The following is a 14939-nucleotide window of genomic DNA, read 5'->3' on the forward strand; positions in this document are numbered from 1 at the left end:
TGAAAATGACTGTGAGAATTGGTGTTATTGGCACCGGCGCCATCGGCCGCGACCATGCCCGCCGCATCAACAAGGTCCTCGGCGGCGCAAAGGTCGTCGCGCTGAGCGATGTCAATCATGGATCGGCAGAAGCGGTGCGCAATGACATCGCCCCGGATGCGGAAATCTTCGCCACCGGCGAGGAGCTGATCGCCTCACCCGATGTGGATGCCGTGCTCGTCACCTCCTGGGGCGCGACGCATGAGCAATATGTGCTGGTGGCAATCGCCGCCGGCAAGCCGTGCTTTTGCGAAAAGCCGCTGGCGACAACGGCGGAAGGTGCAAGACGCATCGTCGATGCCGAGGTGGCCCATGGCAGACGGCTGGTTCAGGTGGGCTTCATGCGCCGTTATGACGCCGGTTATGTCGCGCTGAAACAGGCCGTCGACAGCAGGATCGGCGCGCCGATCATGGTGCATGCCGCCCACCGAAACCCGGCGGTTCCGGAGCAATATGTGACCCCGATGGCGATCCACGACACGATGATCCATGAGATCGACGTGTTGCGCTGGCTGCTTGATGATGACTATGTTTCGGCGCGGGTCCTCTTTCCCCGCTCGGCGGCCAGAAGCCATGCGCGGCTGAAAGACCCGCAGATCGTCATTCTGGAGACGGCGAAGGGCACGATCATCGACGTCGAAATCTTCGTCAATTGCCATTACGGCTACGATATCCAGTGCCAGGTGGTGGGTGAGGACGGTATTGCCAGCCTGCCGGAGCCGATGTCGGTGCAGACACGGCTTGGCGCCAAGCTGCAGAACGACATCCTGACCGACTGGAAGGATCGCTTCATCGCCAGTTACGATGTCGAATTGCAGGACTTCATCCATGCGGCGGTAAAGGGCACGGCATCGGGGCCCAGCTCCTGGGATGGCTATGTGGCCGCCATCACCGCCGACGCCTGTGTCGCTGCGCAGGAGACCGACGGAGCAGCCGTCGCAATTAAGCTTCCCACGCGTCCCGCCCTTTATCAGTGAGGTCTTTCATGCGTTTTGCCATCAATCACATCACCGCGCCGAAGCTCTCCCTTGAGGAATTCTTCGCGACAGCCCGCGAACTCGGCCTCACCGAAGTTGAAATCCGCAACGACCTGCCCGACATCGTCGGCACGGTGCAGCCGGCTGCCGTGAAGGCGGCGGCCGAAAAGGCCGGCGTGACGATCATCTCGATCAACGCGCTTTATCCCTTCAACGTCTGGTCGGGCGACCTACCTGCACGGGCTGTTGCCATGGCGGACTATGCAGCGGCAAGCGGTGCGAAGGCGCTGGTCATGTGCCCGCTCAACGACGGCACGGCGGTGTCTTTTGACGATCTCGTCACGGCGCTGAAGGCCATGAAGCCGATCCTTGAGGAACGTGGACTGACCGGCCTTGTCGAGCCGCTCGGTTTTCCTGTCTCGTCGTTGCGCACCAAGGCCGAGGCCATCAAGGCCATCGACGCGGCAGGCGGCGGTGATGTCTACAGGCTGGTGCACGACACCTTCCACCATCATCTTGCGGGCGAGACAGAGTTCTTCCCCGAACGTACCGGCCTCGTGCATATTTCCGGCGTAACCGACCCCGCCGTCTCCGTTGCCGATATGCTGGACGCCCACCGTGTGCTGGTGGATGGCGGCGATCGCCTGGAAAATATCGCCCAGATCAGGACGCTTCAGGCGGCCGGTTATAACGGTCCTTACAGCTTCGAACCCTTTGCGTCGGAAGTGCACGAGCTGAAGAATCCGGCCGCTGCCTTGAAGGATAGCATCGACCATATCTCCCGGGCGCTTTGACCGCCTTGCCGCCCGCGGTTTGCTGCGGGCGGCGTTCCCGGGGGATAAACGATCGGTAAAAACCCAGAGAAATCAATTCCGCATTTACGGATGATGCTGTAGTCTTCCGCTGACTAGAGAACAGTAAACAGGCACGGGTATTCTTCAGATCGACTGCGCGAGGCAGGCTTTCTGCCCGCACCGTCTGAAGAAGAGTGGTTGAATTTTCCCTATATGAAAGCGGATAGGAAAACGACGCTTAAGGACGTGGCGCGGGAGGCGAATGTTTCGCTGAGCACGGCGTCGCACGCCATCAATGGCACCGCACCCTTGACCACGCAGGTTCGCGACCGGGTGCTGGAGGCGGCCCGCACGCTCGGCTACCTCGAAAACCGCCGGCAGAAGGCGACGATCGCCACCCTGCGCGTCGTGTTGCTCGCCATGACCAATGATGCGGCACCGCAGAGCGATCTTAACATGGTCAGTTGGACGATGCTGAACGGCTTCCGGCGCGAATGCGAGCGGCGCGGCATTCGTATCGTTCCCTATGTGAGCGCGACGAGCCGGCTCGATCCCGCCTTGGTGGCAGCGGCAGCGGACGCAGACAATGTCGATGGCATCGTGATCCTGAATGATGACAGGCCGCAGCTGGTCGAGGCGCTGTCGGCGCTTTCGCGGCCGGTGGTTCTGATCAATGGCGAGGATCCGGCCATGATCGTCGATACGGTGACGGCCGAGAATCGTTTTGGCGCGCGGCTTGGTATCGAGCATCTGCTGTCGCTCGGGCATCGCAATATTCTGCACATTACCTGGAAGGGCCGCACGACGATCCGCCGCCGATATGACGGTTATAGCGACGCCTTTCTTGCGGCGGGCCTGACAGTTCCCGCCGATATGGTCATCGAGGTGGAAAGTTACGAGCCCGAATGGGGGGAGGCCGCCATCCGCCGTCTGCTGGCCGAAGACAAGCCGCTCAGAAACGCCACCGCCATTTTCTGCGCCGCCGACAATCTGGCGCTCGGTTGTCTGAAGGCCCTGACGGAGGCAGGAATTCGGGTGCCGGACGATATCTCGGTGCTGGGGTTTGACGATATCATGCCGGCAGCCTTCAGTGCGCCACCGCTTAGCACCATCCAGTTGCCCGCTGACAGGCTGGGCGGTGCGGCGCTTGCGCTGCTGGAGCAGCGGCTTATGGCGGCCGATCCGACACGTCCGGCGCACCGGCTCGAGCTCGGTTGTCGGCTGGTGTCGAGGGGCAGCATCGCACCGCCCCCCAAGTGATGTCAGGGTTTATTTCATTCCCGTGCCGGCAATGCCCGTCGTGATGTAGCGCTGCAGGAACAGGAACACGACGGTGACAGGCGCCAGGCTGAGGAAGGTCATGGCGAGAATATAGTGCCATTGCACCGAGAACTCGCCCTGGAAGGCATTGAGGCCCACCTGCAGCGTGAAGTTTTCGCGGCTGCTGAGAACGATCAGCGGCCAGAGGAAGTCATTCCAGCGCCAGAGCACCGAAAAGATGGCGAGAACCGCGAGCGCCGGGGCCGTCAGCGGCAGGATGATGCGCCAGAAGATGCGGAATTCACTGGCGGCATCGACGCGCGCCGCCTCGATCAGCTCGTCGGGGATGGTCAGCATATATTGCCGGAGCAGGAACACGCCCGTCGGCGTTGCGACGGTGGGGATGATGACACCCCAGAGATTGTCAACGAGGCCGACACCGACGATGACAAGATAGGCCGGCACCATGACGACGGTGAGCGGGATCATCAGTGTCGAGATGATCAGCACGAAGATCGCCTTCTCGCCACGGAAACGGTATTTGGACAGTGCAAATGCCGCCATGGCGTTGACGATCAAGGTCAGGACCGTTGCGACAAAGGTGACGAAGACCGAGTTCTTGAGGAAGGTCAGGAAGCTGAACCGGGTCAGCGGATCGGTGAAGTTCTCCGTCGCAATGGTCAGTTTCTGAACCGGCGTTATTCCGCGCGTGTCGACGCTGACGGGCGGGCCGGGATTGGCCGGGTCGACCATCTGGGCTTTGAGGCCGACGCGGCGGATCATGGCCATTTCCCGCTCCATGCCATCGATGCTGGCTTTCCACAGGCTGAGCGGCTTGTCGTAACCCTGCACTTCCACCTGCACGGCGGCGCGCGGCAGGAGGCTCGGCGGAAACCGCGTGATCTCTGCTTCCGGTTTCAGCGAAGACATGGCGGCCCAGACGACCGGGATGAGGACGGCGAGCGTGCCGCCGATGAGCCAGACCCAGGAGAGGATATCGGTGAGGCCGATCCGGCCGGGGCGGCGGGTGCGCGTGAGGAAAGAGACGGCGTTGGACATGGTCAGGACTCCATCTTTTTGCCAAGGCGCAATTGCACGAGCGTCAGCGCGAGGAGCACAAGGCCCATGAGAACCGATGCGGCGGAGGCAAGACCGAACAGCCTCAGATCGCTGCCGAAGGCCATCTGGTAGATATATTGCACCACGAATGTATTGGCCGTGCCCGGCCCGCCGCCATTGGTGAGAACCCATGCTTCATCAAATATTTGCACCGAGCGGATCATCAACAGGATGAGCACGACGAGCAGGTTGGGACCAAGCAGCGGAAGCGTGATGCGGAAGAGCGTGCGCCGGGGCGAAGCGGCGTCGATGGCGGCGGCCTCATAGAGGTCCTTCGGGATGGCCTGAAGGCCGGCCAGCAGGATCAGCGTATAAAAGCCCATGTGGAACCAGACCGAGACCACCACGACGAAGAAACGCGACCAGCCGACATCGAGAAGGAAGATTTCCGGCGGTACGCCGAGCATCTGGAAAAAGGCGTTGAGCAGGCCGTTGCGGTCGAGGAACCATTTCCAGATGAGGCCGATGACGACGGGTGACAGCAGCACCGGGTAAAAGAACATGGCGCGGAAGAAACCGCGCGCGGCGATCGCCCGGTTGAGGATGAGTGCGGTGATGAGCGCGACCAGCAGCGTGGCGATGACGTTGAAGCCGACGAACCACAAAGTGTTCCAGATCGCCGTCCAGAACAGGGATTCCCGGCAGCTGCCGGGGTCCATATAGCTCTGGCAATCCAGCAGCTTGCCGAAATTTTCGAAACCGACGAAGGGGCGGTCGGTGATCAAAAGTTCGGTGCCGCCGGTGAAGGCGTAACCGACGGCAATGGCAATCGGCAGGAAGGTGAAGATGCCGAAGAGAACGAGGTTCGGCATCAGGAAAATATAGGGCATGCGCCTTTTGCCGATCAGCCGCTCGATGAAGTTGAGCGGTACTTCGGCAATCGCCATCACGGCATCGAGCACGCGGTCAGACAGTCTGGCAAGCGTCGGATTGGCCATGCTAACCTCTCCCTTCGCTCGCAAGGCGCGGCAGCGCCAGTTCGGTGGCGGGATCGAAGACGTGCACCTTTTCTCGCGCAGGCGTGATCTTCAGGACCGAGCCGGAAGCAGGTGCGAAATGGCCCGCCTGATGCACGATGATCTGCTCCTTCTCACCCTTGATATTGCCGTAGAGATAGGTCTCGGTGCCGAGGCTTTCGTGGTACTGCACCTCGAAGGGCAGGCCGGCATCCGTGATGGTAAAATGCGAGGGGCGTATGCCCGCCAGAACCGCCTGTCCGGGGCTGACGGTTGCCGGATCCACGAGGCAGGGCAGGGACACGCCGTAGCCGGCGTCGATGGCGATGCCGCCGTCTTCGCCCTTGGTGATGGTGCCCTTGAGCATGTTCATGCGCGGCGAACCGAGAAAACCGGCGACGAATAGGTTGCGCGGATTGTCGAATAGCTCGAGCGGGCTGCCCACCTGCTCGATGCGCCCGGCGCGCAGCACGACGATCTTGTCGGCCATGGTCATGGCTTCCACCTGATCATGCGTGACATAGATCATCGTCGTCTTGATATCGCGATGCAGCCGGGTGATTTCGGCGCGCGTCTGCACGCGCAGCGCCGCATCGAGGTTGGAAAGCGGCTCGTCGAACAGGAAGATATCAGGTTCGCGCACGATGGCGCGGCCGATGGCGACGCGCTGGCGCTGGCCGCCGGAAAGCTGTTTCGGCTTGCGGTCGAGATAGGGCTCGATGGCGAGCATGCGCGCCGCCTCGTTGATGCGATTTTCGATTTCCGCCCGCTTGAAGCGCAGGTTTTCCAGACCGAAGGCGAGGTTCTTGCGCACGCTCATATGCGGATAAAGCGCATAGGACTGGAAGACCATGGCGATCTTGCGCTCGGCGGGAGAAAGCGCGCTGACATCGCGATTGCCGATGGCGATGGTGCCAGATGTGACGTCCTCGAGACCGGCGATGATGCGCAGCAGCGTCGATTTTCCGCAGCCCGAGGGGCCGACGAAAACGACGAATTCGCCGTTTTCGATCTGAAGATCGATGTCGTGCAGCACATGAACGGCGCCGAACGCCTTGTTGAGGTTTTCGAGTTTCAGACTTCCCATCACCTGCTCCCTTTATCCGAGCTCGTCGTCGCGACGATCTCCTGCCTGTTCCAGCCCTCGGGCAAGGGCATCGCTCTCTTGATGGCGACATCATGCGCCGAAAATCCGTGAACGCCCGAAAGGTAGATCGCGGGCATGCCGCCCGGATAATCCTCCATGCCGACGATCCGGCCCTCAGCATCCTGCGTCCAGGCATTGGCGCGGCCAGCCGCATCGGCGCTTGGCGCAATATCGGCATTGGTGGGGCGCAGGTCATATTGCAGGCCGGTGCCGAGCTTGCCGGGTTGCTGCGCAAGCGTGATGCGCTCCAGCCGGACATTGTGAATGCCGGCCTTCGAGGTGGCGACGAGGTTGATCGCGCCTTCCATCGAGCCGCTCAGGTCTTCCACGATCAGATTGTCCACGCTGCCGGCCTGCCGTTCGGGGCGACGATCTACAACGGTGACGGTGACCGCTTCACCCGAACCCCAGAAGCCGCCCGGTGTTTCGTGGCACTCGGTGTTTATCCGTGAAAAGCGGATGTTGCGCATCGCGCCGCCATCGCGGGAGAAAAGGCCGACGCCGCGATTGGACTGGACGATGCTGCAATCCTCGAACACGACATTGGTGAAGTCACCGAAGGATTCCGTGCCGAGTTTCAGCGCGCAGCTCATGCTGGAAACGGTGCAACGGCGAACGGTGATATCGGCGCAGACCCCCACCGCCTTGCCATCCGGTCCGGCGCTGGTCTTCAGGCAGATGCCGTCATCGGCAGTCGAGATGAAACAATCCTCGATCAATGCGCGCCGGCAGGCGTCCAGCACGATGCCGTCGGTATTCGGCAGGCGGCGGTCGTTTTCGATGCGGAGATTGCGGAAATGGAGGTCTTCGCAATCGACCATATGCAGCGTCCACATGGGTGAAGCGCTGACGTGGAGGTTTTCAAGGCGCACGTTGCGGCAGGCTTCCAGCACCATGACGCGCGGGCGTTTTTTGGCCGGAACATAGGTGCCCATGGCCTTGTCGTCGCCGATGATGAAGTTCTTACCGCCAGCCTCGATGCGGCCGGGACCGGTGACGGCGACGTCATGCGCGCCGCGCGCGATGATCATGCCGCGGTTGGAATCCTCGGCGATGACCGAAACCGTCGTATCCGCATAGGCCTCGTAATCGGAAACGGGTGCAAGTACCGCGTCTTCGGCAAGGTGCAGTTCCACGCCGCTTTTAAGAACAAGGCCGCCGCTGACATGGCGCCCGGCTGCGAGCGATACACGCCCGCCGCCTGCGGCCGAGACGGTGTCGATTGCCTGCTGGATGGCGGCAGTGGCGTCGCGGCCATCGGCTGCGGCTGTGATTTCTTGGTTCATGCTCATGATGCCTGCGGCCTTTTCAGAAAAACGTCGATCAAAAGCAGCATCGTCAGCGCCTGCCCGTAGGGTGTGGGCAGATTGGGAATGCGGCGGTAGAAGTCGAGATCATGACCCATCGGCGTACCGTCGGAAACGCCGTGGACGACGCCCTCATCGTCGATATTGCCAAGCACCGCCTTCAGCGCGCGTTCCGCATGCGGCCGGTTCTCTTCGCCGAGGATGCCGGCCTCAATGCCGCGCAGAATGCCATAGGCGATGCCTGCCGTCGCCGATGTCTCGACCGGCGATGTGGGATCGTCGAGCAGCGTGTGGAACATGCCGTCCTCACGCTGGTATTGCCTGAGCGACCGCACCTGGCTCGCCAGTACATTGGCGAGGAAACGTTTGTCCTTTCCGGCAAGCGTCGGCACCAGTTCGAAGAGTTCGGGAATGGCGACGGTGATCCAGGAATTGCCGCGCGCCCAGAAGGCGTCAGCGAAATTATGGCGGCCGTTGAAGGTCCAGCCGTGATACCAGAGGCCGGTGACGGGGTCCGACAGATAACGCGCATGGATCATGAACTGGTAGACCGCCTCGTCCACCCAGTCCTGGCGTTTGCAGACGACGCCGGCGCGGGCGAGGAACAGACAGGCCATGAACAGCGTGTCGTCCCATAATTCGCCTTCATTCAGCCGTTCCTTGACGACGTGCTGGAAGCCGCCATCTTCGGTTTTCGGCAATTCGTGCACCAGCCAGTCGGCCCAGTCTTCCACCAGCGCACGGAAATCCGGCCGGTCGACATGTTCGGTCAGGATGACAAGCGGCAGCATCGGCGCGGAACTGTTGATCTGGCGCGGCGGCAGGCCACGCTCGATCTGCCAGCCATACCATGTCACGAGGTCGTCCAATGCCTTCTGGTCGTTGGCGGCCAGCGCCCGGCGCAGGAAACCGTACAGGCCCACACCCACTTCCCAGTCCCATTCATCGAACTGGATCTTGCCGTCGGAACTGCCGCTGACCAGACCTTCCTGAATGCCCTTGAGGCGGCTGAAGGCGGCGGCGACATTGTCGATCGTCGTCCTGAGAGTGTCTTTTTCCATGCTTGGCTGGTTCATCTGTCAATTCCGCTTAGGAGTAGAAGGGTCGTGTCGCGCCGCCCGAGGCGGGATCGGCACTGTCGAAGGTAATTTTGGGTTGGGGCTGGTCGTGGTCGAAGGCCATGGCCTGACCACCGATGGTGAAGGCGCCTTCCCAGGTCAGGGTAAGCTCAGGTCCGCCCGGCGGCGTGACCGAGAGCAGCCGCCTTTCGGCATTGAAGGTGACCTGCGTGGCGAGAATTTTCTCGCGGAAACGGGCGAAGGCTTGCCCGTCGCCGCAGCCGATGACGCCCACCCAGCCGGCGCGGCGGCCGGGTGATCTGATCTCGCGATTGGCGGTGGCGCCGGCAGTGATGGGCTGAAGCCCGTTTGTTGCATAAAGCGCGGCAAAGCCACGGCCCGAACGGGTGATGAGCCAGTTGCCCTCCATCAGCACCTCGTCCAGCCCGTCGCGGCCGAGATAGGCGTGGGTCCAGTCATTGCGGTGATCGTTCGTATCGAAGATCAGCATCGCCAGATCGCGATGCTGCGCCACGCGCGGCAGGATGCCGCTTCCCGCCCAATAGGAGGGGCGCTGGCTGCCCCATGGATCGTCCTCACCGGGATGGTTGACCCAGAGCCGCGCCATCGGATGGCCGGCAAGCTTGATGTCCATGACATGCTGCTGGTGGCCCTTGCGGCCGGTCTTGTGGTCGACAACGGTGGAAAGCTGCGCGGCCTCGTTCTTGAACAGCACAAGCTTGCCGGGCTCCAGCCCCTGCGCATACCGTGCCTCGACCATGCGGCCGGTTTCCAGCTGGGAGAGGGCGGCAAGATGCGCCGGCGGCAGGTAGTCACCGCAGCAGAACATCGGCAGCGAGGCGACACCATTGTTGAGCCAGCCTTTGCCGAAGGCGACTTGCGCAAAGGGCGCCAGTTCCGTCAGCGGCCCGGCGCGCAGTTCCTTGTCATAAGCCCGCCCTTGCGAACCGGAGGGAACGCCACCCAGCGTGTGCAGCGCGATCATCTCGAAAATGAGATCGAGCTGGTGGCGGGCACGGGCGGCAAGTTCCGGCCCCGCCCAATGTTCGATGGCAAGAAGGCCGATGAAATCCACCGGGTAGTAGGCGGCGGAGTTCCATTCGGCGAGGCCATGCGCCTCGACGCTGTCGAACCAGCGCTCCAGACGGTCGGCGGCCAGCGCCGCCTGCTGCCGGCCGGAGCGGCCCGACGCGGTGAAAAGGGCATCCGGCAAATAGTCGCCGGCCAGCAGCTGGCTGGTGTGGAAACAAAGAACATGGTTCTCACTCCAGAACCACATGACGTCATTGCCCGGTTCGTCCACCCAGTAACGATAGCCGAGGATCGTTGCATCGATCCGCGCCCGCATGTCGGCCGGCAGCCGGTCGCCATAGGCGCGCACCAGCCAGAGCAGCGGGATCATCACGAAATCGGAGCAGTCTTCGCGCCTGTCGATGGAATGCAGCGTCGCATCAACGATGCCGCCAATCGTCTCGATGTCATCGCTGCCGGTGGCGACCATCGCCAGCGCGCGGCCGATGCGCCAGGCGCCGAAACGGGCGCTGAAGGAGAGGGCCGCCTTTTTGCGCTCGTTGATATCGGCATTGGATGCTTCCGGCGCGATATCATGCATGAAGGCGGCGTCGATGAGGCGGGTGACCGTTCCCGCTCCCGAACCCATGGTGATCCTGACACCGTGATACCCGTCCGGAATGCCCGACGTTCCGGGGATCGTCAGCGCGGATTGCCCGGCCTTCAGCACGGTGTCCACTTCCGCGAGCGTGGCGCGCTCGTGGCCATGGCTTTTGACGGCAATATGCACCGGCAGGTCGTTTGCCGGGGCCGCGCCGAAGACCAGTTCGAGAGGCGTGCCGGAAAATACATCCCGCGCCGGGTGAACGTCACGCACCAGTGCGGCCAGACGCTTCGTCTCCTCCCGGTCGAGCGGCACCGGTAGCACGACGGTGAGCGGCACCGGATCGATGACCTCAAGTTCGAAAAACCAGATGATGTCGCGCTCCGCCAGATCTTCGCAGAGCAGCAGCACCTCGTTATCGCCCACCGCAAGATCGAGCGTGATGTCACGGCTGCTTTCGACATTGCGGATAAAGGGTTCGAAACGGACCTGTTCGACGCCGCCCACCCAGATGCGCACGCCGCCGCAGGTGCGCAGCCGGAAATGCGCCTTTCTTGCGGTCTCGCTGCGGAAGGTGCCCTTCAGCCAGCGCTGTACGTGGGTCGGAACATGCCAGAAGCCGGTGAATTCGACGCGGCGGTTGGAGCCTGGCAGGTTGAGGTGTGACACCGGCCACCCGGTATCAGGCGCGATATCGCGGCCGATCATGGTCTCCTGGAAGGCCTTGCGGCAGGGAAGGTCGCCCACATTCACGAAACCATTGATGAAGCGATAGTTCACGCGGTCTTCGGCGGGGGCTGCGATGCCGGGAAACGACGTCTCCACGAGATCGGAGACGATCCAGGCGGTCACCGTCTCGCCGTCCGTGACGGTATATGTCGGCTGCGACGCGTTCGCCGCAAATGCTGCATCCGTCATAATGGATCGCCTCCCGTCGATCTATAATGAAATTATTTTCACAAATCTGCTTTCGCTTTTCTGCGTCGATTTGTGCGATTTCGCCAAAACAAACAGCTTGACGTTTATTCTGTCAAGTCGCAAAACATCATAAATCGAATTAGGCAGAGGAGCTTCCATTCGATTTATGAAAATGTTTTCATTGGGAGGATGAGCATGATGAAATTGTTTTCGGGCGTCAGCGCCCTCGTGATGGCCTCCGTCGCCGGTCTTGCGACTTCCCAGGCCGAGACCCGCACGATTACGTTCCTTTTTACCGATGACGACCAGGGTTACGTGCAGCGCATGTCGGAACTCAGCAAGGAGTTCGAGACGGCCAATCCCGGCGTGAAGATCAATTTCGTATCGTCGGGTTACGACGCGGTTTCCAAGCAGCTGCCGGTGCAGCTGGCGGTGGGTGAGGGGCCCGATATCGCCAAGATCACCGACTGGCAGCTCGCGCCCTATTATCTCGATATGCGGCCTTACATGAAGGATGCGGAAGCCTTCGCAAAACTACACGGTTCCAGCCTCGACCAGCTTCGCCTGCCCAATGTCAACGACCCGAAGTCGATCAATGGCTATATGGCGTCGCAGACGCTGAACCTGCCTTTCGTCAACAAGACGCTGTTCGAGCAGGCCGGCGAACCCTTGCCCGGCCCGACCGCCAAGTTCAGCGAGATCGTGGAAGCGTCCGCCCGCGTCGCCAAGGCGACCGGTGTGCAGATCCCCTTCACCATGGACCGTTCCGGCCACCGCTTTTCCGGCGGCGCCTTCTCTTACGGCTCGACCTATGTGAAGGACGGCAAGTTCAGCTTCCCTGATGATGCGGCGAAAAAATACATTGCCGATCTCTTTTCATGGACGCAGAACGGCAGTTTCCCCAAGGAGATGTGGGGTGCGGCCGGCGGTTCCCAGTACAAGAACATGGGTGACGAGTTCGTCAACGGCAATGTCGTGACCTATCTCGCCGGCAACTGGATGGTCAATCCGTTCCAGAACAAGATCGGCGACGGTTTCGAATGGACCGCGATCAATGCGCCCTGCGGCGATGCCGGCTGCTACGCCATGCCCGGCGGCACCGCAATCGTCGGCTTCAAGCGCACCAAATATCCCGAGGATGTCGCCCATTTCATCGAATTCCTCGGCTCCGAAAAGGTGCAGCGGGAAATTGCCGAGAACTATGTCATCCTGACGGGTGCTGAGATCGTCGATCCGCAATACAAGCTGAAGAGCGAAAACGCCAAGGCGGCGATGAAGGTCTTCCTCGACAACAAGAAGAATGTGCCGCAGGCCGCGCGTGAATTCGAACGCGCCAAGGGCGGCAGCGCCATGTATCAGCAGATCGTGCAGCGTATGAGCCAGCTCATCGTCGGTGAATTGACGCTCGACCAGACCTACAAGGTTCTGGAGGATGACGTCGCCAAGATCAACGAGGCTGTCGCGGTCAAGAAATAACGGCACGGCCATCCGCTTCTGGCGGAATGGAGAAGCCGTCGGACGATATGCCCGGAGTGATACTCCGGGCATATTCCGCCGTTTCCCTGCGGAGGCGCGCATCGTCGCCAGGGAACCGCCGCAAGAAGCCGTTCCCGTCGGCCATCGAAAAACTGAAATATGCTTTGTTTAAACCTGACGATGAGGCGCGCGGAACGTCGCGCCGCCTGTTTTCGTCACGCGTCACTCGCTGAAAATCATAGGATTCGTCATGGCCAGACTGAAGATGTCGTCTTTCTTTTCCGCACGCTCGACCCTGCTCGCCTCGGTCGCCTTGCTGTTTTTTGTTCCCGGCGCGCAGGCTTTCGATGCCGCCGAACCGGTGGGGCGGGGTTTTGCCATCACGGTGCCGGAACCGGCCGCGACATATCCGCTGCCGCTTGCCGACAATTATCGCAACCAGACCGGCAAGAATGAGAAGGGCGAGGACGTCCGCGCCTACGACGACCGGGATAATCCGATCATTGAAATCCTCTCCGGTTTTAATCGCATCTGGACGATTGGCGATGAAAAATGGGCCGATGGCGGCGCCAATGGCGATGGCCCGGCGGATTTCAGCCATGTCAAGATCGTTGATCCCGCTGTCTGGCAGGAAAACATGCGCTACGTCCTGTCCGTGACCGGCGAGAACCGCACGCGCGCCGCCGCTTTCGAAGCCTATATGAACGACCGCCGCTCGCAGGGCTACAGCGTCATCGACGGCCTGGGCCCGCTTGCCGCATGGTATCGCGAAGGGGCGGGTGCGACGACGACGATCAATCACACGCCTGCGGATTTCGATCCGAACGAGGTCATCACCCGCAAGGAGGACGACAAGGGCACCGAGGCGGGTGCGGCGGATAGCGAGCTGAAGGATTTCGTCACTTTCATGAAGGTGATCCGCGGTCCGGAAGGCACGACATCGCCGGCCAAATATTTCTATTCCTCACCGCGTCCCTGGCGCATGAACGCCAAGGGCGAGGTGATCGAGACGGGTAAGGAAACGATCGGCGACCGCTCATTCGAAAACTATGACAGCGATCCCGGTGTCATCGTGCCGGCACTGAAATATGTGCGTGAAACCCGCGGTCGCGGCAAGGATGGCGGTTTCCCGAGCGGGCACACCAATGCCGCCTATCTCGCCGCCATCGCTTATGCCTATGCTGCGCCGGAGCGCTTTTCCGAATTGCTGACGGCGGCCTCCGAACTTGGCGAGAGCCGTATCGTCGCCGGCATGCATTCGCCGCTCGACGTGATCGGCGGGCGCATCACGGCAACCGCTATGGCTGCGGCCATGTTGCAGGATCCGAAAAATGCCGAGGTGAAGAAGGCGGCGCACGAAGCCTTGCAGGCCTATTTCACTAAGCGCCTGCCGCAGGGGCAGTCGCTCGTCGATTTCGCCCATGGCGCAGGGCCGGATGCCGACCGCTTTGCCGATGCTGCCAAGAACGTGGCGGATTATCGCCGGCGCATGACGTTCTCCTTCAGCCGCGACAAAGCCGTGGGCGATGATGCGCCGATGGTGGTGCCGAAGGGCGCGGAAGTGCTGCTGGAGACGCGCCTGCCTTATCTCGATGCCGCAGAACGGCGCGCCGTGCTGTTTTCCACCGGCATCGAGGCCGGTTATCCGCTGCTCGATGACAGCAATGGCTGGGGCCGCATCAATCTGGTGGCCGCCGCCGGTGGCTACGGCGCGTTTGACGGCGATGTCGAGGTGACCATGGACGCCGCCGCCGGCGGGTTCAATGCGGCAGACCGCTGGACGAACGATATTGCCGGGGCAGGGCGTCTCGTCAAATCCGGCAGCGGGGCGCTGACGCTCAGCGGTCATAACAGCTATGGCGGCGGTACCATTTTGAGGGAGGGAACGCTGGTGGCGTCGTCTGCCGATGCGCTTGGAACCGGCGATATGCTGGTCACCGGCGGCGCGCTTTCGCTCAGGGCAGGCAAAGACGTTGTCATCGGCGGTGACTATATGCAGACGGGCGGCACGCTGATGCTTGATGCGGAAAAGGCTCCGTTGCGGATCAGGGGCAATGCGGTGCTTGAGGGCGCAACGCTGAAGCTCGTTTTCGATGGCGCTGCACCGGCCGCCGGAACGCGGCTCGACGTTATCTCCGCCAACGGCCTGACCGGAACCTTTACGTCGATAGATGCGGGCACTGTGAAAGTGCGGCCGGTCTATACGGGTTCGGCATTATCGGTGGTGGTCGAATAGGGCGCGACAGTGCGGG

Annotated in this window: 11 protein-coding genes; 5 read left to right on the forward strand and 6 right to left on the reverse strand. The window is 61.7% G+C overall.

Annotated elements, in window-relative coordinates:
• The first annotated feature begins 5 nt into the window (after positions 1-5).
• The 3 genes from QRN60_RS14365 (at position 6) to QRN60_RS14375 (ending at position 3070) form a co-directional block, all read left to right on the forward strand.
• A complete protein-coding gene (locus QRN60_RS14365) occupies positions 6-1016 on the forward strand; it encodes a Gfo/Idh/MocA family protein (RefSeq protein ID WP_111791534.1) in 1011 nt (336 codons plus the stop codon).
• Between the two features lie 8 nt (positions 1017-1024).
• Positions 1025-1810: a TIM barrel protein gene (locus QRN60_RS14370; protein ID WP_113101029.1), complete on the forward strand. Its 786-nt coding sequence runs from the start codon at positions 1025-1027 to the stop codon at positions 1808-1810.
• Positions 1811-2023: 213 nt separating this feature from the next.
• Positions 2024-3070 (forward strand): LacI family DNA-binding transcriptional regulator, encoded by a 1047-nt coding sequence (locus QRN60_RS14375; RefSeq protein WP_284765668.1) that lies wholly within the window; start codon positions 2024-2026, stop codon positions 3068-3070.
• A gap of 9 nt (positions 3071-3079) precedes the next feature.
• Here QRN60_RS14375 and QRN60_RS14380 read toward each other — a convergent pair whose 3' ends face one another.
• The 6 genes from QRN60_RS14380 to QRN60_RS14405 are packed head-to-tail and all read right to left on the reverse strand — an operon-like array spanning position 3080 to position 11211.
• Positions 3080-4129: a carbohydrate ABC transporter permease gene (locus QRN60_RS14380; RefSeq protein ID WP_129565172.1), complete on the reverse strand. Its 1050-nt coding sequence runs from the start codon at positions 4127-4129 to the stop codon at positions 3080-3082.
• Positions 4130-4131: 2 nt separating this feature from the next.
• On the reverse strand, positions 4132-5127 hold the full coding sequence (locus tag QRN60_RS14385) for a carbohydrate ABC transporter permease (protein ID WP_107676856.1): 996 nt from the start codon (positions 5125-5127) through the stop codon (positions 4132-4134).
• Between the two features lies 1 nt (position 5128).
• Entirely contained in the window at positions 5129-6232 is a 1104-nt protein-coding gene (locus QRN60_RS14390) for an ABC transporter ATP-binding protein (protein ID WP_111791532.1), read from the reverse strand.
• Positions 6232-7584 carry a polygalacturonase PglB gene (gene pglB / locus QRN60_RS14395; protein ID WP_113101031.1) on the reverse strand — a complete coding sequence of 451 codons (1353 nt, stop codon included), beginning with the start codon at positions 7582-7584 and terminating at the stop codon, positions 6232-6234. The genes QRN60_RS14390 and pglB overlap by 1 nt, the downstream gene beginning before the upstream one ends.
• Entirely contained in the window at positions 7581-8675 is a 1095-nt protein-coding gene (bglB, locus tag QRN60_RS14400) for a beta-galactosidase BglB (RefSeq protein ID WP_113101032.1), read from the reverse strand. Before bglB ends, pglB begins: the two co-directional genes overlap by 4 nt.
• A 13-nt stretch (positions 8676-8688) precedes the next feature.
• Positions 8689-11211: a hypothetical protein gene (locus QRN60_RS14405; RefSeq protein WP_113101033.1), complete on the reverse strand. Its 2523-nt coding sequence runs from the start codon at positions 11209-11211 to the stop codon at positions 8689-8691.
• A gap of 195 nt (positions 11212-11406) precedes the next feature.
• Between QRN60_RS14405 and QRN60_RS14410 the strand changes: the two genes are divergently transcribed.
• Positions 11407-12687, forward strand: a complete 1281-nt coding sequence (locus QRN60_RS14410; RefSeq protein ID WP_284765669.1) for an ABC transporter substrate-binding protein — start codon at positions 11407-11409, stop codon at positions 12685-12687.
• A gap of 250 nt (positions 12688-12937) precedes the next feature.
• Positions 12938-14923: a phosphatase PAP2 family protein gene (locus QRN60_RS14415; RefSeq protein ID WP_113101034.1), complete on the forward strand. Its 1986-nt coding sequence runs from the start codon at positions 12938-12940 to the stop codon at positions 14921-14923.
• The last annotated feature ends 16 nt before the right edge of the window (positions 14924-14939 follow it).

It is taken from the genome of Agrobacterium sp. CFBP2214, from assembly GCF_030209895.1.
Classification (GTDB): Bacteria; Pseudomonadota; Alphaproteobacteria; order Rhizobiales; family Rhizobiaceae; genus Agrobacterium; species Agrobacterium radiobacter.

What these genes read in the sequence shown, in the direction of transcription:
- QRN60_RS14365 (WP_111791534.1), top strand. Translation starts at nt 6, where the DNA reads ATGACTGTGAGAATTGGTGTTATTGGCACCGGCGCCATCGGCCGCGAC.
- QRN60_RS14370 (WP_113101029.1), top strand. Translation starts at nt 1,025, where the DNA reads ATGCGTTTTGCCATCAATCACATCACCGCGCCGAAGCTCTCCCTTGAG.
- QRN60_RS14375 (WP_284765668.1), top strand. Translation starts at nt 2,024, where the DNA reads ATGAAAGCGGATAGGAAAACGACGCTTAAGGACGTGGCGCGGGAGGCG.
- QRN60_RS14380 (WP_129565172.1), bottom strand. Translation starts at nt 4,129, where the DNA reads ATGTCCAACGCCGTCTCTTTCCTCACGCGCACCCGCCGCCCCGGCCGG.
- QRN60_RS14385 (WP_107676856.1), bottom strand. Translation starts at nt 5,127, where the DNA reads ATGGCCAATCCGACGCTTGCCAGACTGTCTGACCGCGTGCTCGATGCC.
- QRN60_RS14390 (WP_111791532.1), bottom strand. Translation starts at nt 6,232, where the DNA reads ATGGGAAGTCTGAAACTCGAAAACCTCAACAAGGCGTTCGGCGCCGTT.
- pglB (WP_113101031.1), bottom strand. Translation starts at nt 7,584, where the DNA reads ATGAGCATGAACCAAGAAATCACAGCCGCAGCCGATGGCCGCGACGCC.
- bglB (WP_113101032.1), bottom strand. Translation starts at nt 8,675, where the DNA reads ATGAACCAGCCAAGCATGGAAAAAGACACTCTCAGGACGACGATCGAC.
- QRN60_RS14405 (WP_113101033.1), bottom strand. Translation starts at nt 11,211, where the DNA reads ATGACGGATGCAGCATTTGCGGCGAACGCGTCGCAGCCGACATATACC.
- QRN60_RS14410 (WP_284765669.1), top strand. Translation starts at nt 11,407, where the DNA reads ATGATGAAATTGTTTTCGGGCGTCAGCGCCCTCGTGATGGCCTCCGTC.
- QRN60_RS14415 (WP_113101034.1), top strand. Translation starts at nt 12,938, where the DNA reads ATGGCCAGACTGAAGATGTCGTCTTTCTTTTCCGCACGCTCGACCCTG.